The following is a 20,244-nucleotide window of genomic DNA, read 5'->3' on the forward strand; positions in this document are numbered from 1 at the left end:
CCGTCTTTGGCAGGGAAAGGTGGGGCCGATGTCGTATGTGATCGCTGAGCCGCTGGCGCTGGCAACGGTCGCGACGGAGATCGAAGGGATTGGTTCGGCATTCAGTGCCGCGACCGCCGCCGCCGCCGCTCCGACATCGGGCGTGGCGGCAGCGGCCGGCGACGAGGTGTCGGCGGCCATCGCGGACGTATTCGGCTCGGTCGGCAAGGAGTATCAGGCCGTCGTCGCGCAGTTCGAGGCGTTTCACAGCCAGTTCCAGCAGACGCTGGCGTCCGCCGGACTCGCGTACGCGGAGACCGAGAACGCCATCGCGAGCACCCTGGGGCTGGGAGCGGCTGCGCCTACGGCGGCGGTGCCAGCGGCCACGATTCCCCCGTTCCCGGCCAACATGGTGTCGATATTCATCGGCGGCACCGGGGTGCCCATCCCGTCACAGTCGTTCGTCACCCGGGCCAACAACCTCTACGTCCGTTCGCTGAACACCCTGGAAGCGCTGTACACGCCCGAGCAGTTGTACCCGCTGACCGGCGTGAAAAGCCTGCCCCTCAATCAGTCGGTCGCCGAGGGCGTGACGATTCTCGACAACACGCTGTACAACACGATCCATGGCCAGGGGCAATCGGTCACCGTTTTCGGCATTTCGCAGAGCGCCATCATCTCCTCGCTGGAGATGCAGAACATCGCCAACGGCACGTCCCTGTTCGGTGCGAACCCGCCCCCCGTCAACATGCTCAACTTCGTGCTGACCGGCAACGAGGTGAACCCCAACGGCGGCCTGCTGTCGCGGTTCCCGAACTTGTCGCTGCCCGCCCTGGGCCTGGATTTCTACCCCGCGATGAACGCGAACACGCCCTACCACGTGGCCAACTACACGCTGGAATACGACGGGTTCGCCGACTTCCCGCGGTATCCGATCAATGTCCTTTCCGACCTCAACGCGGTCGCGGGCATCGTCTTCGTGCACACCACGTACCTGGACCTCACCCCCACCCAGGTCAATAACGCCATTCAGTTGCCGACCTCTCCGGGTTACACCGGCAACACCAGCTACTACATGATTCCCACGACGGACCTGCCGCTACTGAAGCCGCTGGGTGCCATACCGGTCATCGGCAAGCCCCTGGTCGACCTGCTCCAACCGGACCTGAGGGTATTGGTCAACTTGGGCTACGGTCCCGACCCCACCCTCGGGTACTCGACGAGCTACGCGGACGTGCCGACGACGTTTGGTCTGTTCCCGGATGCCAACCCGGGCACCGTCTTTAACGCGCTGGCCACCGGCACCCAGCAGGGAATCCACGACTTCTCGCTCGACATGCAGCAGATCGCGTCGCAGCCGCCGGCCCTGCCGCAGTTCACCCTGCCGAGCGCGCCGGGACCGACGACCCTGCCCAACTTCCCGCCGCCGCAACAGGTCTTCGACACTGTCAACAGGATCGTCTCGACCGACTACGCGGTCGCGCTTCCGACCGCCGACATCGGCTACTCCCTCGCCACCGAGCTGCCCTTCTACGACTCCGAGCTTTTCCTCAGCCAGCTCGGCCAGGGCAACCTCGTCAACGCGATCGGCTATCCGATCGCCGCCGACGTCGGGTTGGGGACGGTAGCGGGCGGCGTCGAATTCCTGACACTCGTTTCGGCCCTTTCGAGCAACGTCAAGGACATCCAGAGCCTGATTCCCTAACGCGCCCTGTTCCAGGCGGATTGACCCAAAGACAACGGCGCAAAACGCAACAAGAAGATCCGATCACTCCTAAGCTGACTGCGTGCCGGTTCCAGCGACGCGCCTGGTCATCGGGTTGGCGTCGTCGGCGGGATCAACACGCGTGCCCCTCTGTTCGGAAGGGAAGAAGCGATGACGACCTTAGTTGCGCAGCCCGAGATCTTTGCGACGGCCGCACAGGATGCTTCCTCGATCGGTTCGGCAATCAACGACGCCCGGGCGGCCGCCGCCGGCTCCACGACCAGTCTCGCGGCCGCGGCCGAAGACGAGGTGTCGGCGATCACCGCCCAGTTCTTCGGCTCGTTCGGCCAGGAATATCAGGCGCTGCTCCAGCAGGCGGCCGCGTTCCACGGTCAGTTCAGCGCGACGCTGGCCGCGGCCGGAAACGCTTATGCGCAAACCGAAGCGCAGATCGCCGGCACGCTCGGGCTCACCGGCGCTGCGAGCGGCCTGCCGTTCACGGCGGTAACGCAGGCGGCCGACCCAGCTGTCGATGCCATTTTGATCATGACCGGCAGCGGCACCGCCAATCCTCCACCGAGCTACGTCGCCAGTGTCAGCGCCACCTACCTGAAGAATTTCACCAGTGCTCTCACGATCCCCGTGACCACAGCCGAAGGGTTGTATCCCTTCACCGGTGTCAAAGACCTGACGCTCGATATCTCGCTCGCCCGCGGCGTCACGTCGCTGAACAACGCGATCACTGGCGTGCTCGGCCCCGCACCCAGCGCAAAAGTCGTTTCCGTTTTGGGCTATTCGCAGAGTTCGATCATCGCCTCAATGGAAATGCCGAACCTCCTCGCCCAGGGTTACCACTCGTCCAACGCCTTCTTCACCCTGCTCGGCGACCCGGCCAACCCCAACGGCGGCCTGCTTTCGCGCTTCCCGGGCCTGAGCTTCCCGAGCCTGGGCGTCAGCTTCGGCACCTCCACGCCCAGCAATGACTTCCCAACCACCATCTGGTCGCTGGAATACGACGGTTTCGCCGACTTCCCGCGGTATCCGATCGATATCTTCTCGGACCTCAACGCCCTTGCCGGCATCGTGTTCATCCATGGAAGCTACCCGCATCTGACACAAGCGACGCTCGATACTGCCCTGACGCTGGGACAGTCCGGGAACCCCTCCATGACCACGTACAACATGATCCCCACCGAGAACCTGCCATTGCTGGCGCCGCTGCGTTTACTCCCGGTCATCGGCAACCCGCTCGCGGACCTGATCCAGCCGGACCTGAAGCTCGTCGTCAACTGGGGCTACGGCGACCCGAACTTCGGCTGGTCGACCAGCCCGGCCGATATCCAGACCCCGTTCGGATTCCTGCCGCCGCTGAGCGCAACGACCGAATTGGTGTCGCTCTTCCCCGGCGCCACCGCGCAGGGAGTCAGCGCCTTCAGCAACGACCTGTCGAGCCTGGCGGCCTCCCTTCCCGGAGCCGCCACATCGGGCTTCGCTCAGCTGACGTTGCCACCGTCCGCGGCGCTTCCGACCACGCCCACGGGCATCATCCAGGCCATCGAGTCCGCCAACACCAACATCGTCGGCACGTTGACGGGCGATTTCTCGACCGCCTACGGGACCCTTCTCCCGACCGCGGACATTGCGACCGCCATCGCAGTCACCCTCCCGTCGTACGACGTCAACCTGTTCCTCGACGGCATCACGCAAGCGATCAACGGCGATCCGGTCGGGGGGCTGATCAACGCGTTCGGCCGTCCGATCGCCGCCGATGTCGGATTGGTCACCCTCGCAGGCGGTTTCGAACTCATCAACTTCGTGAACGCGGGCGAAACGATCTTCACTGGGGTACCGAACCCCGGCCCCCAGTGATCTAGGGCTCCAACACCACCTTGCCGAGCACCCCGCCGTCGGCCAGGCTCTGCAGCGCAACCGCGCCCTCCGACAGCGGATAGCGCTGCGGCGGAGGCGGTTTCAGCCCGAGGAACACCAATTGGCTCAGCCCCCAGGAGAACAGGGCGGCCGAGCCCGGAACCTTGTTCAGGTACTCGCCCCACGCGACGCCCACCACGCTGACGTTGCGCAGCAGCAACCGGTTGACCTTGACGGTGGGAATGCCGCCGGCGGCGAAGCCGATCACCAGCAGCTTGCCGTCGATCGCCAGCACGCGAACCGCGTCGTCGAAGGCCGGGCCGCCGATGGGGTCGACCACGATGTCGACACCGCGGCCCTGGGTGTAGTCACGCACCCGGTCGGCCCAGCCGTCGACCAGTGGCACCACCAGGTCCGCACCCAGGGAAGCGACATAGTCCGCGGCGGCCTCGCGGTGCACGACGGCCAACACCTTTTTCGCGCCCATCGCCTGCGCGACCTGGATCGCCGCCGTGCCCACCCCGCCGGCTGCGCCCAGCACCAGTACCGTGTCGCCCGGCCGCATCCCGGCGCGGCGGGCCAGCGCGAAGTACATGGTGTTGTAGTTGACCAGCAGCGAAACCGCCTCGGCGTCATCGAGTTCCGCGGGACTGCGCATCACGTTCGGCACCGGAACGGCCACCTGCTCGGCGTAGGCGCCCAGGATGCCGAACGCCGAAACCCGCTCGCCCACCCGATAACCCGACCCCTCCGGCGCCGAGCGCACCACGCCCGCGGCTTCCATGCCCGGGACGAACGGCGGGGGCAGCTTCAGCTGGTACTCGCCCTTGGCCAGCAGCAGGTCGGGAAAACACACCCCGGCGGCGCGGACGTCGATGACGACGTGGTTGCCGTCCTCGACGACGTCCTCGATATCGGTGAAGACCATGCCGTCCGGACCGGACAGCTCTTGCACCACACAGGCTTTCATGGTCCTACAGCTTGAAGCCGGCCTTTTGGGCTGAGGACAGGTCGGTGATTTCAGTCCAGTGCGAGGCGATGTCGTCCACTGACGGTGGCTTGTCGAAGTTGATGCCCTGGTTCTCGAAGAGCGCGACTCGCTGCACCTTGCCGCCACCGACGACGAAAACCGATGCGCTGTCGGGGCATTCCTCGGTGCACAGGTAAGCCACCACCGGTGCGACGTATTCGGGGGTGAGCTTTTCGAGCACCTCCTTCGGAAGGATGTCCTCGGTCATCCGGGTGGCCGCGATCGGGGCGACCGCGTTGGCCTTGATGTTGTACTTGGCCCCCTCCAGCGCCAGCGTGTTGATCAGGCCGACCAGGCCGAGCTTGGCCGCCCCGTAGTTGGTCTGCCCGAAGTTGCCGAACAGACCGCTGGTGGAGGTGGCGACGACCACGCGGCCGTAGCTCTGCTCACGGAAATGCGGCCAGGCGGCGCGGACCACGTTGTATCCGCCATAGAGGTGCACCTTGAGCACGGCGTCCCAGTTCTCGGACGTCATCTTGTGGAAGGTGCCGTCGCGTAGGATCCCGGCGTTGCTCACCACGCCGTGCACGGCGCCGAATTCGTCGAGCGCAGTCTTGATCATGTTCTCGGCGCCCTCGGGGTCGGCGACGCTGTCGTAGTTGGCGGCCGCCCGGCCCCCCGCGTCCTTGATCTCCTTGACCACCTCGTCGGCCATGTTGTGGCCGGCGCCGGTGCCGTCGCGGGACCCGCCGAGGTCATTGACGACGACGCTCGCACCCTCCCGGGCGAGGGTAAGGGCGTATTCGCGACCCAATCCCCCACCGGCTCCGGTGACGACGATGACGCGATCCTGCACTCCAGGCATCAGGTTCCTCTCTCCTGTTCAAAGGACTTGGGTGATAAGGGAATTGGGGTCGTGTCAGAACATCCTGCGAGCCATCTTGAAGGCTCGCGCGGTGTACGGCGGGTAGATGAACTGCGACAGGTCCGGCCGGGTCGGCTTGGTCAACACCGACTTGCGGTGGCTGAACTCCTCGAAGCCGTAGCGGCCGTGGTAGGCGCCCATGCCCGATGCGCCGACGCCGCCGAACGGCAGCTTGGCCGTCGACACCTGGAAGGCCAGGTGGTTGACCAGCATGCCGCCGGCCGGCACCTGCTTGATCACCCGCTCGCGGGTTTCGCGCGTCTTGGTGAACAGGTAGGCGGACAGCGGCTTGGGCCGCGAGTTGACGAAACGTATTGCGTCATCCAGGGATTGGACGGTGATCACGGGCAGCACGGGCCCGAAGATCTCGTTCTGCATCAGCGGGCCGCCCGGATCGGGGTCGAGGACAACCGCGGGCTGGATGCGCAGGCTGGACGGGTCGCATTTGCCACCGACGACGACCTTGCCGTCGCCACCGGAGAGATATCCGCTGATGCGGTCGAACTGGCGCTGGTTGACGATCCGCATTCCGTCGGGCTTGTCCGACGTGAACTTCGTGATGGCGGCGCCGATCTTGCTGACCAGCTCGTCGCGAATCTTTGCGTCCGCCAACACGTAATCTGGTGCGACGCAAGTCTGCCCGGCGTTGAGCAGTTTCATCCAGGCGATCCGCTTGGCCGCGACATCCACGTCGGCGTCCGCCGCCACGATCACCGGGCTCTTGCCGCCGAGCTCCAGCGTGCACGGGGTCAGGTGGGGTGCGGCGCCTTCGTACACCTTGCGGCCGATCTCGGTGCCCCCGGTGAACAACACGCGGTCCAGGCCCTGCGCGATGAGCTCCTGGCTCACCGAACCGTCGCCCTCGACCACGGCGATCGCGTCGTTGTCGAGATAGCGCGGCACCAACTCGGCCATCAAGTGTGCGGACGCCGCGGCGATCTCCGACGGTTTGAGAATGACGGCGTTTCCCGCGGCGATCGCGCCGACCGCCGGACCCAGCGTGAGATAGAACGGGTAATTCCACGCGCCGATGATCAGCACGGTGCCATAGGGCTCGTATTCGATCCAGCCGCGGCCGGGTAGCTGCGGCATTTCGAGCAGCTGATACTTGCGGCGCGTCCACCGGCGCACCCGCTTGGCGGCGAACTTCGCCTCCCCGGCGGTGGTCGCAACGTCGGCGATGAACGACTCGAACGGGCTGCGGTCCAGGTCCTCGGCAAGAGCTGCGGCGATGGCAGCCTCGTTCTCTTCCATCAATTTCGCCAGCTGCAGCAACTGGCGCCTGCGCCACTCGATGTCGCGGGTGCGGCCGGTCGCGAAGGTCTTGCGAAGCCGAGCCACCGTGGCCGGGATATCGCTCGGCCTCGGCTCGGTCTTAGCGGGCGTACCGTTCGTGGATTCCGATGTCTTCGGTGCAACCGATTCGGTGGTCATCGTTGTCCTTCCCGAGCAGAGTTGCCCGCTGCAATGCGGGTGGCCGCTCATCGGTGTTAACCGCGATCCTAACCATCCGGTTGGGAGAGCAATAGGAAGGATCCGCCCCGACCGGATCCACTCGATCCGGCGGGCGGCATTTCAGGTCAGGGTTTGGCGGCCGTCACAAAGCTGTTCGTGAACGGACTGTCCTCCGACTGTGGCGCGCGGCCGAGCCGCAGCCCCTCCTCGAGCGCACTGGTCGCGCGAGTCGCCCAGCCGTGCACGGCGAACCAGTCCGCGCAGTCGGGGCGGCCCTCGTCGTCAAACCACAGGTCGAAGGGGTTGAACGAGGTGTCCTGGCCGCGCGCTTCGCGCTTGGCCCGCAATTCCTCCCACTTCCGCTGCGCCTCGCGGCGCTTCTCCCGGTCGACCCCGAAGATTTCGACCGCCACCCGGCTGCCGGATCCGCTCAGCGTGTCGATCGCGGCGAACATGCTCTGCTGCGCGGCGGCCGGCAGAAACGGCAACAACCCTTCGGCCAGCCAGGCGGTCGGACTCGTGGCATCGAAGCCGGCGTCGCGCAGCGCCTGCGGCCAATCGTGGCGAAGGTCCACCGCCACCGGCCGCCGGTCGACGACCGGGGCGGCCCCGTAGGCGGCCAGCGTCTCGGCCTTGTACTGCAGCACCTTGGGCAGATCGATCTCGTAAACGACGGTGCCGACCGGCCAGTCCAGCCGGTAGGCGCGCGAATCCAGGCCGGCGGCGAGGATCACCACTTGGCGAACGCCGGCGGCCACCGCCTCGGCGAAGTACGCATCGAAGAAATGGGTGCGCACCGCCTGGTAATTGATCATGTGCCGGGAGTCGACGGTGAAATCCGCAGAATCATCGTCCGACTCCGGCGTCCACCAGGCGGCGACCTGCTGCCGAACCCCCTCGAGTTCGGGAGCAGACACCAGCACCCCGGCGAACCGGTCGGAGATCAGCGGCTCGGCGCTGGCCGTCTCGGCAGCACGGGCCAGCGCGACCATCACCGCGGTCGCGCCGACGCTGGTGGCGATGTCCCAGGAATCGTCCGCGGTGCGCGGCATTTACAACCGTTCGGCGATGACGAAGTCGGAGAACGCGTCCTTGTCGTCGGCCAGCGGGACGTTCTCGATGTAGCGGCCCAGCCGGCGCATCGCATCGACCGAGTGCTCCGCCGTCGCGCGCCAGCCGTGTTCGTTGAGCCAGTCGGTGACGTCCGCGCGGTTGTCGTCGCGGTACATCAACTCGCCGACGTCGACGGTCTCCTCCAGGCCGATCTCGTCGGCCACCTTCTTGAACCGTTCCCGCATCTGCTGTCGCCGCTCTTCGGCGTGGTTGGGCGCGGTCTCGGCCGAGACCCGGCTGCCGGCCGGGCTCAGCTCGCCGATCAGGGTGAACAACCGGTCCTGGGCCTCGCCGGGCAGGTACATCAACAGCCCCTCGGCCAGCCACGCGGTGCGCTGGGTCGGGTCGAAGCCCGCGGCCCGCAGCGCCGCCGGCCAGTCCTGACGCAGGTCGATGGCCACCTCGCGGCGATCGGCGGAAGGATTCACGCCGTTGTCGGCCAACGTGGTGGATTTGTAGGCCAACACCTCGGGCTGGTCGAGCTCATAGACCGTGGTGCCGGCCGGCCAGTCCAGCCGGTAGGCGCGGGAATCCAGCCCCGACGCCAGGATCACGATCTGGCGGATCCCGGCAGCGACGGCGTCGGTGAAGAAAGTGTCGAAGAAGTGCGTCCGCACCGCCTGGTAGCCACGCATGTGGTGCAGGTGGGCCGCGGAATCCTCGTCGAGCGCCTCGACCCTGGCCGCGATCTCGGGATCCAGCATGGCCTCCCACAAGACGCCGGCGCCGGCGTTGCTGACCAGCAGCCGGGCGTATGGGTCACGGATCAGCGGGTCGGGTCGCTCGGTTTCGACGGCGCGGGCGGCGGCCACCATGACCGCGGTGCTGCCGACGCTGGTCTTGATGTCCCAGGTGTCGTCGTGGGTGCGCAGTGAGCTCATCGGGGGTTGCTCCTCTATATCAGGTGTTCGGCTGGCCGAGACGCGCTCGCAGCAATGTGCTGCGCACGGCCTCGTCGGACAGGTCCTCGGGCACCGCGCGGCCCAGCCGGGCCATCTCCTCGCGGTTGTTGACACATTCCACGTGCCAACCGTGGTCGGACAGCCACTGGACGGCATCCGTGCGGTCGGGCTCGTGATAGGTCAGGGCTTCGACGTTGACGTCGAGGCCGAGTCGTTCCCGCATTCGCAGCCAGCGCTGGGAGTTGCTCCGGGAGTTCGTCCCGAACGCCTCGACGGCGATCCGGCTGCCCGGCGCGCTCAGCGCGGTGACCAACTCGAACAACCGGTCCTGGGCCTCGCTGGGCAGGTAGGGCAGCAGGCCCTCGGCGAGCCATGCGGTCGGCATGGCGCGGTCGAACCCGGCGGCCGCCAGGACCGCCGGCCAGTCGTTGCGCAGGTCGATCGGAACGGGGCGCCGGCTAGCGGTGGGGGCCGCGCCGCGCTGTTCGAGAATTCCGGTCTTGTACTCCAGCACCTTGGGCTGGTCGATCTCGTACACCGCGGTGCCCGGCGGCCACTTCAACCGGTAGGCCCGCGAATCCAGCCCCGCGGCCAAGATCACGACCTGGCGAATTCCGGCGCGGGCGGCATTCTCGAAGTACTCGTCGAAGAAATGGGTGCGCACGGCCTGGTAGTCGATGCCGAGGCGATGCGCGCGTTGCCCGTGCTTGTCGCCGTCCAGCCAGGCGAGCTCCGGATCGGTCAGCCGCGCCCACGCCGGACCGGCCGACGACACCAACGTGTGGGCGAACTCGTCGCGGATCAGGGGGTCCGGCCCGGCCGTCTCCGCCGCTCGCGCCGCGGCGACGCCCAACGCGGTGGCGCCGACCAGTTCGGTGATGGCCCAGCTGTCCCCGGTAGTCCGTAATGAAGGCGGTAATGAGGCATCGACATCAGTCATGGCCACACCATGCTACCGAATAAGTTAGTTAGCCTATACGCTTTGTGCGCAACTTCACTGCGCTTGAACGGCGCCGGACGGGTCAGGTCTCAGGGCGCCAGAGAGCGCCTTCCAAGAGCTGGCGCAGCATGCCGGTGACGCCCAACATCGCCTGGTAGCTGCGAACGTACCCGGCATAGAGACCCACACCGCAGATCACGACGAGCAACGTCTCGACCAACGCCGACGGGTCGGTGCCGGGGATGACCTCGCCGCGCTCGATCGCATCGTTGACGACGCGCATCAGGAAATCGCGACTGAGCGTCACGGAATCGTTCTCGGCTGGCCGCAATTCCGGGTGCCGCTGAAATTCCAGCACGGCGGTGATTAGAAACGCCGATCCGGCGGGATTTTCGGAATTTGCGCGCACCGCGGCGGAGATGAACGCCGTCAGCCGCCCTATCAGCGTGGTCTCACACTCCGCCTGTTTGATGCCGGCCCCGATCACGAATTTGTTGGTCTCATCCAGTACCTCGCGAAACAGCACCCGTTTGCTGGAGAAGTAGTGGTTGATCGCGGGCCGGGTCAGGTCGGCCTGGGCGGCGATCGCCTGGAACGTCGCGCCGTCGTAACCGCGTTCGCTGAACACCAGACGAGCGGCCTGAATAATGCGCCGACGCGTCTCGTCCGCCTTGGCGGCGGGCGGGCGCCCCGGCTTGCGACTCGCCGTTGCCGACATTGCTAAATTGTGCCACCGCCACGGTGCGGCATTAAGGCATTTGGCGGAATGGTGCCGAACTTTCCGGCTTGGTAGTCCTCCAGCGCCTCGACCAATTCCGCGCGACTGTTCATCACGAAAGGCCCGTAGTGGAATACCGGCTCGCGAATCGGCCGCCCGCCCAGCAGCAGCACATCAATTGCCTCCCGATGGGCCCCCACAATAATGCGATCGCCCGGCCCGAGCACGGCCAATTGCCCTGAGCGAATCGGGTGGGAGACGGGACCGACGTATCCGGTCCCGGACAGCACGTATACCAGCGCATTGAAATCGCGCCGCCATGGGATGTCGAGCCGAGCGCCGTTCGCAACCGTTGCATGCGCCAACGTGATCGGCGTGTGGGTGATGCCCGGTCCGCGGTGGCCGTCGATGTCGCCCGCGATGATGCGGACCAGGGCCCCGCCGTCGTCCGAGGCGAGCAGCGCCGCGTCGCCGCGCTCGATCGCCTGATACCGGGGCGGCGCGAATTTGTCCGTCTTCGGCAAATTCACCCAAAGCTGGATGCCGTGGAAGACCCCACCGCTTTCCACCAGTTCGACCGGCGGGGTCTCGATGTGCAGGATGCCCGAACCGGCCGTCATCCATTGCGTCGCGCCATCGGCGATCAGGCCGCCGCCGCCGTGGGAATCCTGGTGGGCGAATTTGCCGTCGATCATGTAGGTGACGGTTTCGAAGCCGCGGTGCGGATGCCAATCGGTGCCCCTGGGCTCGCCCGGCTGGTAGTCGACCTCGCCCATCTGGTCCATGTGCACAAACGGATCCAGGGCGGCGGCGCCGACCCCGGCGAATGCACGGACCACCGGAAACCCCTCGCCCTCGTAGCCCCGGGGGCCTGTGGTGATCGATCGGACGGGCCGTTCGGTGTCGCCGGGGCCCGCGGCGCCGATGCGCGGCAGCGTGAGCGTGTCTGCGGTTACGGCAGGCATGTCTACCTCCTTCATAAAGTGCTGACCGATATAACCGGACTCTGGTCCGGTTATTCCCTGGCGTTGCGGGTCTGCCTAAGATGACGTGGTGCTTGGGGTCAGGTCGGCGCCGTGAGCGAACCGAAGGACGACGAACCCCAGCCCGCGCAGTCCCCGGTGGCCGCGGTGGCCACCGGTTCCGCCGCCGGCGGACGATTCGGGGCCTCGATCCGCAAGTCGGGCTACCTGCAGAAGTGGCTGCTACTGGGCGTCACGATCGGTTTCATCGCCGGCCTGGGGGCCGTCGTCTTCTATTTCGCCCTGAAATACACCGCCGAGTTCCTGCTGGGCTACCTCGCCGGCTACCACCTTCCGACGCCCGTCGGGGAGGGCGGCAGCCACGGGTCGGCGGGCTTTCAGCGCCCGTGGGCGCTCCCGTTGGTGACGACGGGGGGCGCGTTGCTGTCGGCATTCATCGTGGCGAAACTGGCCCCGGAGGCCACCGGTCACGGGACCGACGAAGCCATCCAGGCGGTGCACGGTGATCCCCGCGCCATCCGCTTCCGGGCCGTGCTGGTGAAGATGGTGGCCAGCGCGCTGACCATCGGATCGGGCGGTTCGGCCGGCCGCGAAGGCCCGACGGCGCAAATCTCCGCCGGCTTCTCCTCGTTGCTCACCCGACGGCTGCACCTGTCCGACGAGGACGGCCGGACGGCGGTGGCGCTGGGCATCGGCGCGGGCATCGGCGCGATCTTCGCCGCGCCGCTCGGGGGCGCGGTCCTGGCCGCCTCGATCCCCTACCGCGACGATTTCGACTATCGCTTCCTGCTGCCCGGCTTCATCACCTCGGGGACGGCCTATGCGGTGCTCGGGGCGTTCCTGGGCTTCGATCCGCTGTTCGGCTACATCGATGCCGAGTACCGCTTCGAGAAATCCTGGCCGTTGCTGTGGTTCGTGGTGATCGGTCTCGCCGCGGCGGCGGTCGGCTATTTGTACGCCCGCACCTTCCACACCACGGTGCGGCTCACCCAGCGCCTGCCCGGCGGGTCCGTGCTCAAGCCGGCGCTCGGCGGACTCCTCGTCGGCCTGTTGGGACTGCTGATTCCCCAGATCCTCAGCAGCGGCTACGGCTGGGCACAGCTGGCCGCCGATCGCAGCTCGCTGATGGCGATCCCGTTGTGGATCGTCGTTGTCTTGCCGATCGCCAAGATCGTCGCCACGTCGCTGTCGATCGGCACCGGCGGCTCCGGGGGGCTGTTCGGCCCCGGGATCGTCATCGGCGCCTTCGTCGGTGCGGCGGTCTGGCGGCTGGGCGAGCTGTCGGGCCTGCCCGGCGTGCCGCACGAACCGGGCATCTTCGTCGTCGTGGGGATGATGGCGTGCTTCGGCAGCGTTGCGCGTGCACCGCTGGCGATCATGATCATGGTCGCCGAGATGACCGGTTCGTTTTCGGTGGTGCCCGGGGCGATCCTGGCCGTCGGGATCGCGGCGCTGGTGATGTCGCGCACCAACGTCACCATCTACGAGGCACAGCGGCTGAACCGGGAGGCCGCGGCCGCCGAGCGCGCGCGCTAGGAAGCGCTGCGCGCGCTGCTCGCGGCGTCCCGTTCGGTGGACGAGCCCTCGTGGGTCAGCTGTCCGCCCGCGCTCTCCAGGTGGGCCCGGACGAACCACTGAAACTTCTCCAGGCGACCCGCCTGACCGATCAGCAGGTCCTGGGTGACGGGGTCGAGTTCCTCGGTCTCCTCGATGTATTTGCGGATGTCTTCGATGACACCGGTGTAGACCAGGTCCAGCGCGGCCAGGTGCGCCTGGACGCAGTCGCGGCCCACCGAGTAGTCGTCCCAAGTGCGGTCCTTGAGGATCGCTCCCGGCGTGCCCTGCGGTGACGCCCCCAGGGCCGCGATGCGCTCGGCGACGTCGTCGGCAAAGCCGCGGACCGCCTCGACCTGCGGGTCGATCATCTCGTGCACGCCAATGAAGTTGGGGCCCACCACGTTCCAGTGGATGTGCTTGAGCGTCAGGTGAAGGTCGTTGTATGTGCTCAGTTGCTTTTGCAGCAACTCGGTAAGCCGCGCTGCCTGTTTGTCGGTCAGTCCCGGAATGGTGAACTGTGTCATCGATCCCTCCCTGGTTCGCACACGGTCACGTCTTTTCCGGTGGGTTACCCGATGGCGGTTGCCGGAAACGCGGGCTAAAGCTCGCTGATGTGCTGCACCGGCAGCCGAGGCCCCCGTCGGGGTTCGTATGCCAGCCCGCTGGCTTCGAGGAGCCGCACCACTCGATGGCGGTGCGGTCGCATCGGTTCGAGCAGTTCGAGCATCGCCGCGTCATCGACGGGGCGGCCCAGCAATGTCCAGCCGATCATCTTCGGGACGTGGTAGTCACCCACCGACACGGCATCGGCGTCACCGAACGCGCGCTGGGCGGTCTCGGCCGCGGTCCACTCACCGACCCCCGGCAGTGACGTCAGCGCTTGGCGGGCCTGCTCCGCCGGCCGCGACGCCAGTCGTTCCAAAGAGGGCGCGCGGCGCGCGCAGCCCACCACGGCCTGCGCCCGCCTCGGGTCCACGTTGGCGCGATGAAACTCCCACGACGGGATATGCCGCCACGCCTCGGCCGACGGCGGCACCCGCATCCCGTCCGGGGCCGGCCCGGGCGCCGGCGTGCCGTATTTGGACACCAGCAGACGCCACGACCGGAACGCGTCGGCACCGGGCACCCGCTGCTCGATGATCGCCGGGATCAAGGCTTCCAGCACCAGTCCGGTGCGGCCCAGCCGCAAGTGCGGGACGCGCTGGTGCGCGGCGGCGACCGTCGGATCGCTTGGCACGAAGTTCGAGGCGTCGTCGTCGGCGCCCAGCATCGCCGGCAGCATCTCGATGAATTGCTGTGCGCCGCCGCCCCACGCCACGCAATGGGCGGCGTTGGCGGCCGCGCGGGTGATCCGTGCGGTGACCGGGCCGGTGGGCAGCAGGCTGGTTCGCCAGATGGCGCCGTCACCGGGAATCCGGAAGCACGGATCTCGCGGACCCCGGCGCAGCGGCGCCAGGGTATGCCCGAAGCTGGCCGCCCCGGGGAACGTGACAGTGCGTGCGCTCTGCACCCGATAACCCTGCAATCTCTAGTCCCGGCCGGCTTTACCGGCCGGGCGTTTGACCGTTGCCGATTTCCCAAGACAATATTGCGAATGTGATGACGCCCTTCGACGGCCCGCACACCGAACTCGCGTGGATGTTCCTGCAGAGCATCAGCGAGGGCGGCGACTTGGACGAGGGCTTCACCCTGTTGAGCGACGACTTCACCTACTGGAGCGTCTACACCAGGGTGTCCTTCGACAAGGACACGCTGCGGCGGGCGATCGACTGGCGCAAGCGGACCCTGGAGCTCACCATCGACCTGCTCCGCTGCGTCTGCGAGGGCGACACGGTGGTGGTGGAGGCGCACGCGTCCGGGACAACCACCGAAGGCGTCGAATACGACAGCCCCTTCGTGGCCATCTTCGAACTGTGCGAGGGGATGATCGTGTCGATGCGCGAATACAGCGACACCCGCGCGGCGGCGGAGGCGCTGCCCGGGTCGTCCGCTCGGGCCTTCTGAGCGCTACTGAGCCGAGACGCTGATCTCCGCCTTGTTCGGGTAGAAGGCGACGTGCCCGGCGATCGCCGCGACGGCGGGGTAGGGCTGCTCGTACGTCCAGATCACGTCGGTGACGGTGTCGCCGGCCGAGGTGGTCACACTGTAGTAGCTGGCGTCCCCTTTGAACGGGCAGTGCGTGCTGGTGTCGGTGCGTGTCAGCCGGTCGCCCACCACATCATCCATCGGAATGTATTGCACCGCAGGCAAACTCGCCTCACGCAACTCCAACGCCGCGGTGGTGTCGGCGACGAGTTCGCCGTTGACGCGGACCTGCACCCGGCCCTTCGTGGGCTCGATGGTGATCGGATGCCCGGCGCTGGGTTCTTTGATTTCGGGGTGGCTCATGGTTCCTCCTCGGACGCGGATAGAGCGTGCAACAACAGCCTGCACCCAACGCTTCCCGCCGCAGCCGCTCAGCGCGGTTTTGCTTAGCGCGAAATTCTGGTGGCACGCCGTCGCCTATGAGGCTGGTCGTGCCACCACGGTCCGCCAACTGAAAGCCGGGACTACTCGGCCCGGGCGGTCTTGTCTTTTCGAGGGCTCTGCGCGCCCTTCAACGCGGCCCAGAACCGGGCCGCCTCGCGGATGGATTCCTCCACCGGGCGCGGCTGCCAGCCCAACTCCCGCTTCGCCTTCCCACTGTCGACGGGAGCCTCGGCGCGCATCATCCGCACGGACGTGAGGCTGAGTTCGGAGTCCTTGCCGGTGAGCCGGGCCCGCAGGGTGCCGAACCCGGCAAGGGCATAGAGCACCGGCACCGAGATCGCGCGTTGCGGCGGCGGCACACCGGCCTCGTCGGCCGCGATACGCACGACGTCGTTCAGCGCGAACATCCGCTCCGAGACCAGGTATCGCTCGCCGATGCGGCCGCGCTCGGCGGCCAGAATCATCGCGCGGGCGGCGTCGTCGACCCCGACGACCTCCAGCTGGATGCCGTTCATCAGGAAGGGCAGCTTGCCGAACACCGCGCCGGCGATGAAGGCGCCGTGCGGGGTGCCTCCCCAGTCCCCGCTGCCGTACGTCGTCGAGACGCACATCGCGACGGCGGGCAGGCCGGCTTCGGCCACGTACCGCATCACCAGGTCTTCGGCTTGGACCCGGGATTGGACATAGGGAGTCAGGCCGCGCGCGTCGATGATGTCTTCTTCGGTCGCCACGTGACCGTGTCGCCGGCCCACGGTCGCATAGGTGCTGGTGAAGACGAACCTGCGCAGGTCGGGTTGCTTGACGGCGACATCGAGGACGTTGCGCAGGCCCTCGACGTTGGTGCGGAACAGCGGGGACGGGTCGCGCAACCAGGCGCGGGTGTCGACGACGCAGTAGTAGACGTCGTCGACGCCGTCCATCGCCTCGCGCACCGCGTCGGTATCGAACACGTCGCCGTGGAATCGGGTGAGCTCGAGATCATCGATGGCGCGGGTGTTGGCGGTGGGGCGCACCATCGCGCGTACCTGCGCGCCGTCGGCGACGAGCTGGCGGGTCACATGTGAACCCAGAAAGCCGTTGGCGCCGATGACCAGCTTGGGTTTCGCGCTCACTGAGCCCCTCCGTATTGCTGCATCCAGCGCGCGGCGTCCTCGTCGAGCGTGCCCAGGGCTTGCGCCTTCTGGCACCACTTCAGCCCCGCGCGCAGGAAGCGCAGTGGGTTGTAGATGTCCTCTTCACGGCTCCACTGGCCGTCGCCGGCGTACGTGATGATCGTGATGTTGGTCGCGGTGATGACGCTGCCGTCGCCGGGGTCGCGCATGGGGTTGTCCAGCTCGAGGATGACCCGTCCCGTGGACTCGTCGATGACCGACCACAACGTCGGGAACGCGACCATGTGGCTGCCCGGGAAGGTCGTCATCGTTTGCTTGATCCACTCGCGCACCTCGTCGCGGCCGCGCATGGTGCCCGCCGCGTGCTCGATGTATTCGACGTCGGGCGTGTACTGCTCGACCCAGGCGTCCCAGTCCCGGGTGTCGGCGGCCCGGGCGACCGTCGCCTCGAACTTCTCGAATGCGGAAGCCAGCTCGCTACGGGAGAACGCGGGCGTGGTCATTTTGCGGCACCATTGCAGCTCATCGGCGGAGTGTAGCCTGGGCTCCATCTGGGTGCGGCTGTAGCCGATCAGAAAGGCAAGCAATGACAGATCCTCAAAAGGCGCTTCTCGCCGGCGGGTGTTTCTGGGGCATGCAGGATTTGATCCGCAAGCAGCCCGGTGTGATCTCGACGCGCGTCGGATACAGCGGCGGTGACGTCCCCAACGCGACCTACCGCAATCACGGCACTCACGCCGAGGCCGTCGAAATCGTCTACGACCCGGCCGTCACCGATTACCGCACGCTGCTGGAGTTTTTCTTCCAGATCCACGATCCGACAACGAAAGACCGGCAGGGCAACGACAGGGGCGCCAGCTACCGCTCGGCCATCTTCTATCTGGACGACGAGCAAAAGCGGGTCGCGCTGGACACCATCGCCGACGTCGAGGCGTCGGGCCTATGGCCCGGCAAGGTCGTGACCGAGGTCAGCCCGGCCGGTGATTTCTGGGAGGCCGAGCCGGAGCACCAGGACTACCTGCAGCGCTACCCCAACGGCTACACCTGCCACTTCGTGCGTCCCGGTTGGAAATTGCCGCGCCGCGCCACCGCCGGGCAGTAGCACCCACCGACTCAGCGGCGGTGGACCACGATGCGGCCGCCGTCCTTCGGGGTGAACGCGACGCCGCGGCTGTGCCACCGTTCGCCAGGTTCCGTGGTGGTCTCGATGGTGAAGTTGCGCAACACCGTTCGCAACACCACGTCCATCTCCATGTTGGCGAACGCCGCACCCACGCAGCGACGGGTCCCGCCGCCGAACGGAATCCACGCGAACGAGGATGGCTTGCTTTCGATGTAACGCTGCGGGTCGAAGCGTTCGGGCTCGGGAAACACGCTGGCGTCGTTGTGGATCTGCGCGATGCTGATGATGATCGAATCCCCGCGGGGGATGACCCACTCACCGAGTTGAAAGACCGGCGGGTAGACGCGGCGGGCGGCGAAATCGATGACGGTCCGCGCCCGCTGGACCTCCAGGATCGTCGCCTGGCGCAGCTCGGAGCCGCCATCAGGGGCACTATCGGCCTCTTCGACCAAGGCGGCCAGGACGTCCGGATGGCGGCTCAGCCGTTCGAAGGCCCAGCCCAGCGTGGAGGCGGTGGTTTCGTGCCCGGCGGCCAGCAACGTCAGCAGCTCGTCGCCAATGTCCTTGCGGGACATCGCCGAACCGTCCTCGTAGGTGCTGCGCAGCATCAGTGCCAGCACATCGGTCCGCTCGTCGAAATGGGGATCGGCGCGCTCGGCGTCGATCAGCTTGTCGACGACGACGTCGTACTGGCGGCGCCACTCGTCCAACCGGCCCCACGGGCTCAACCGGCCGTAGTTACGTTCGGGCTTCGGTAGCGCCGCCATGCGCGAACCCAGGGTGACCCACGGCGGGATCAGCCGGCGCAGCTCGTCGAGCTCGGCGCCCTCGGCCCCGAACACCGCGCGCAGGATGGCGTTGAGCGTGATGTGCATCATCGACGGCAGCGTGGCGAAGGGTGCGCCTTCCGGCCAGCCGGCCGACTCCCGCAGGGTCTCCTCTTCGATGATCCGCTCGTAGTTCTTCATGCTCTTGCCGTGAAACGGCGGCGCCAGCAGCCGCCGCCGGCGGCGGTGATCGTCGCCGTCGAGCGCGAACACCGAGCCGGAGCCGAACAGCCGGCTCAGGTTGGGCTGGATGTTCCCGAGTTCTTCCGGGCCGGTGGTGAAAACCTGCTTGGCCAGCCGCCAGTCGCCGACCACCACCACGCGGCCATAGATCGGGATGTTGACCGTGAACACGTTGCCGTGGCGGCGCGCCAGCCGCTGGATCATCCACCGCCGCGAGACCGCAAAGAATATGCCCTGCAGCAGTTTCGGCATCCGGGTGGCCGGCGGCAATCGGACGGCCGGCGGGGCGGTGACGACGTCGCTCATGGCGGTGATGCTCCCCATTTCTCCCCGATTCCGGGGGTTGGTACGGCGGTGTACCAAAACCTTTCCCGTTACGGTACTCTGTGGTACCAGACCTGACAAGGTGCCGTGTTCACGAAGGGGGCGCCGCCTGTGACATCAACGGTCGACGCCACGGTCCTCGCCGACCCCCCGGACGAATCGGATCCTTTTCGGCTCCGGCTGCTCGACGGTCTCGCCGCCGCGATCGGCGAGCGCGGTTACCGCGCCAGCACCGTCGCCGACGTGGTCCGCCACGCCCGCACGTCGAAGCGCACGTTTTACGACCAGTTCGCCAGCAAGGAGGAGTGCTTCCTCGAGTTGCTGCGCGCCGACATCGAGAAGCTCGGCGAGAGCATCGTCTGCGCGGTCGATCCCGAGGCGGACTGGCACCGACAGATCCGGCAGGCCGTCGAGGCCTATGTCGGACACATGGAGGCCCGCCCCGCCATCACCTTGAGCTTGATTCGCGAGCTCCCGTCGCTGGGCGCCGTCGCCCGCCCGGTCCAGCGCCGCGGCGTGCAGTTGCTGTCCAGCCTGCTGATCGACCTCAGCGCGAGCCCGGGGTTCCGCCGCGCGGAGCTGCCGCCGTTGACCGCGCCGCTGGCCGTGATCCTGCTGGGCGGCCTGCGGGAGCTGACCGCGCTGTCCGTCGAAGACGGCCGGCCCGTCCGCGAAATCGTCGAACCGGCCGTCGACGCCTCCATAGCCTTGCTGGGCCCGCGAAGTTAGGCTCATCGCGGACCCCAACCAGACTGGAGGATTGCGATGCGGCTGTCGACGCGGAACCAGCTCAAGGGAACCATCACCGAGGTCGATCTCGGCAGCGTGATGGCGATCGTCAAGGTGAAGCTCGACGGCGGCGACCAGATCGTCACGTCCTCGGTCACCAAGGACGCCGCGACCGATCTTGGGCTGGCCGTCGGTCAGCCGGCGACCGTGTTCATCAAGTCCACCGAGGTCACCATCGGCGTTGACTAATCAGCGCCGCCCGGAGTCGACACTGACCTAGTCGGCCCACTTTCGTGTCATAGGCGCGACATGCGATTGAGCCGCCTTCGGCAACAGGCGATTTGGTGACGCCGAAGCGGTT

At 67.1% G+C, this 20,244-nt stretch carries 21 protein-coding genes; 7 read left to right on the plus strand and 14 right to left on the minus strand.

The annotated features are described in order from the left end of the window. The first annotated feature begins 28 nt into the window (after window positions 1-28). Together A5787_RS25580 and A5787_RS25585 are read left to right on the plus strand one after the other, a co-directional pair. Window positions 29-1,684, plus strand: a complete 1,656-nt coding sequence (locus A5787_RS25580; RefSeq protein ID WP_066972329.1) for a PE-PPE domain-containing protein — start codon at window positions 29-31, stop codon at window positions 1,682-1,684. 171 nt (window positions 1,685-1,855) lie between these two features. Continuing rightward, entirely contained in the window at window positions 1,856-3,553 is a 1,698-nt protein-coding gene (locus A5787_RS25585; RefSeq protein WP_066972332.1) for a PE-PPE domain-containing protein, read from the plus strand. A gap of 1 nt (window position 3,554) precedes the next feature. Here A5787_RS25585 and A5787_RS25590 read toward each other — a convergent pair whose 3' ends face one another. From A5787_RS25590 to A5787_RS25625, 8 genes are all read right to left on the minus strand, one after another. Further along, a complete protein-coding gene (locus A5787_RS25590) occupies window positions 3,555-4,523 on the minus strand; it encodes an NADPH:quinone oxidoreductase family protein (RefSeq protein ID WP_066972336.1) in 969 nt (322 codons plus the stop codon). 4 nt (window positions 4,524-4,527) lie between these two features. Then, window positions 4,528-5,388, minus strand: a complete 861-nt coding sequence (locus A5787_RS25595) for an SDR family oxidoreductase (protein WP_066972339.1) — start codon at window positions 5,386-5,388, stop codon at window positions 4,528-4,530. Between the two features lie 54 nt (window positions 5,389-5,442). After that, complete coding sequence (locus A5787_RS25600; protein ID WP_066972342.1) at window positions 5,443-6,882, minus strand: aldehyde dehydrogenase family protein; 1,440 nt, start codon at window positions 6,880-6,882, stop codon at window positions 5,443-5,445. 146 nt (window positions 6,883-7,028) lie between these two features. Then, window positions 7,029-7,955, minus strand: coding sequence for an SAM-dependent methyltransferase (locus A5787_RS25605; RefSeq protein ID WP_066972345.1), 927 nt, complete (start codon window positions 7,953-7,955; stop codon window positions 7,029-7,031). After that, window positions 7,956-8,897, minus strand: coding sequence for a class I SAM-dependent methyltransferase (locus A5787_RS25610; RefSeq protein ID WP_066972348.1), 942 nt, complete (start codon window positions 8,895-8,897; stop codon window positions 7,956-7,958). A 19-nt stretch (window positions 8,898-8,916) separates the two neighbouring features. Beyond that, entirely contained in the window at window positions 8,917-9,858 is a 942-nt protein-coding gene (locus tag A5787_RS25615; protein ID WP_066972352.1) for a class I SAM-dependent methyltransferase, read from the minus strand. An 82-nt stretch (window positions 9,859-9,940) separates the two neighbouring features. Further along, window positions 9,941-10,576 (minus strand): TetR/AcrR family transcriptional regulator, encoded by a 636-nt coding sequence (locus tag A5787_RS25620; protein ID WP_066972355.1) that lies wholly within the window; start codon window positions 10,574-10,576, stop codon window positions 9,941-9,943. A gap of 2 nt (window positions 10,577-10,578) precedes the next feature. After that, complete coding sequence (locus A5787_RS25625; protein WP_066972472.1) at window positions 10,579-11,541, minus strand: pirin family protein; 963 nt, start codon at window positions 11,539-11,541, stop codon at window positions 10,579-10,581. 156 nt (window positions 11,542-11,697) lie between these two features. Between A5787_RS25625 and A5787_RS25630 the strand changes: the two genes are divergently transcribed. Then, entirely contained in the window at window positions 11,698-13,095 is a 1,398-nt protein-coding gene (locus tag A5787_RS25630; protein WP_066972474.1) for a chloride channel protein, read from the plus strand. On the opposite strand, the gene A5787_RS25635 is transcribed toward A5787_RS25630, so the two are convergent. Both A5787_RS25635 and A5787_RS25640 read right to left on the minus strand, forming a co-directional pair. Beyond that, entirely contained in the window at window positions 13,092-13,640 is a 549-nt protein-coding gene (locus tag A5787_RS25635) for a Dps family protein (protein ID WP_066972359.1), read from the minus strand. The genes A5787_RS25630 and A5787_RS25635 overlap by 4 nt on opposite strands. Before the next feature lie 74 nt (window positions 13,641-13,714). After that, entirely contained in the window at window positions 13,715-14,626 is a 912-nt protein-coding gene (locus A5787_RS25640; RefSeq protein WP_066972362.1) for a DNA-3-methyladenine glycosylase, read from the minus strand. An 86-nt stretch (window positions 14,627-14,712) separates the two neighbouring features. Between A5787_RS25640 and A5787_RS25645 the strand changes: the two genes are divergently transcribed. Continuing rightward, window positions 14,713-15,120, plus strand: coding sequence for a nuclear transport factor 2 family protein (locus A5787_RS25645; RefSeq protein ID WP_066972366.1), 408 nt, complete (start codon window positions 14,713-14,715; stop codon window positions 15,118-15,120). 3 nt (window positions 15,121-15,123) lie between these two features. Here the strand turns inward: A5787_RS25645 and A5787_RS25650 are convergent, their stop codons facing one another. The 3 genes from A5787_RS25650 to A5787_RS25660 all read right to left on the minus strand — a co-directional run bounded on the left by A5787_RS25650 (window position 15,124) and on the right by A5787_RS25660 (window position 17,200). After that, complete coding sequence (locus tag A5787_RS25650) at window positions 15,124-15,504, minus strand: DUF427 domain-containing protein (protein WP_066972369.1); 381 nt, start codon at window positions 15,502-15,504, stop codon at window positions 15,124-15,126. A gap of 161 nt (window positions 15,505-15,665) precedes the next feature. After that, window positions 15,666-16,697, minus strand: coding sequence for an NAD-dependent epimerase/dehydratase family protein (locus A5787_RS25655; protein WP_066972372.1), 1,032 nt, complete (start codon window positions 16,695-16,697; stop codon window positions 15,666-15,668). Beyond that, complete coding sequence (locus tag A5787_RS25660) at window positions 16,694-17,200, minus strand: nuclear transport factor 2 family protein (RefSeq protein WP_066972477.1); 507 nt, start codon at window positions 17,198-17,200, stop codon at window positions 16,694-16,696. Before A5787_RS25660 ends, A5787_RS25655 begins: the two co-directional genes overlap by 4 nt. Window positions 17,201-17,283: 83 nt before the next feature. On the opposite strand from A5787_RS25660, the gene msrA reads away from it, so the two are divergent. Next, entirely contained in the window at window positions 17,284-17,799 is a 516-nt protein-coding gene (gene msrA, locus A5787_RS25665) for a peptide-methionine (S)-S-oxide reductase MsrA (RefSeq protein WP_066972375.1), read from the plus strand. Window positions 17,800-17,810: 11 nt separating this feature from the next. Here msrA and A5787_RS25670 read toward each other — a convergent pair whose 3' ends face one another. Next, window positions 17,811-19,136 (minus strand): cytochrome P450, encoded by a 1,326-nt coding sequence (locus tag A5787_RS25670; protein ID WP_066972480.1) that lies wholly within the window; start codon window positions 19,134-19,136, stop codon window positions 17,811-17,813. A 129-nt stretch (window positions 19,137-19,265) separates the two neighbouring features. Here A5787_RS25670 and A5787_RS25675 point away from each other — a divergent pair, with 129 nt between their 5' ends. Next, entirely contained in the window at window positions 19,266-19,883 is a 618-nt protein-coding gene (locus A5787_RS25675) for a TetR/AcrR family transcriptional regulator (RefSeq protein WP_066972378.1), read from the plus strand. A 36-nt stretch (window positions 19,884-19,919) separates the two neighbouring features. Beyond that, window positions 19,920-20,132: a molybdopterin-binding protein gene (locus A5787_RS25680; RefSeq protein ID WP_066972381.1), complete on the plus strand. Its 213-nt coding sequence runs from the start codon at window positions 19,920-19,922 to the stop codon at window positions 20,130-20,132. Window positions 20,133-20,244 lie beyond the last annotated feature (112 nt).

This window comes from Mycobacterium sp. 852002-50816_SCH5313054-b (genome assembly GCF_001667185.1).
Taxonomy (GTDB): domain Bacteria; phylum Actinomycetota; class Actinomycetes; order Mycobacteriales; family Mycobacteriaceae; genus Mycobacterium.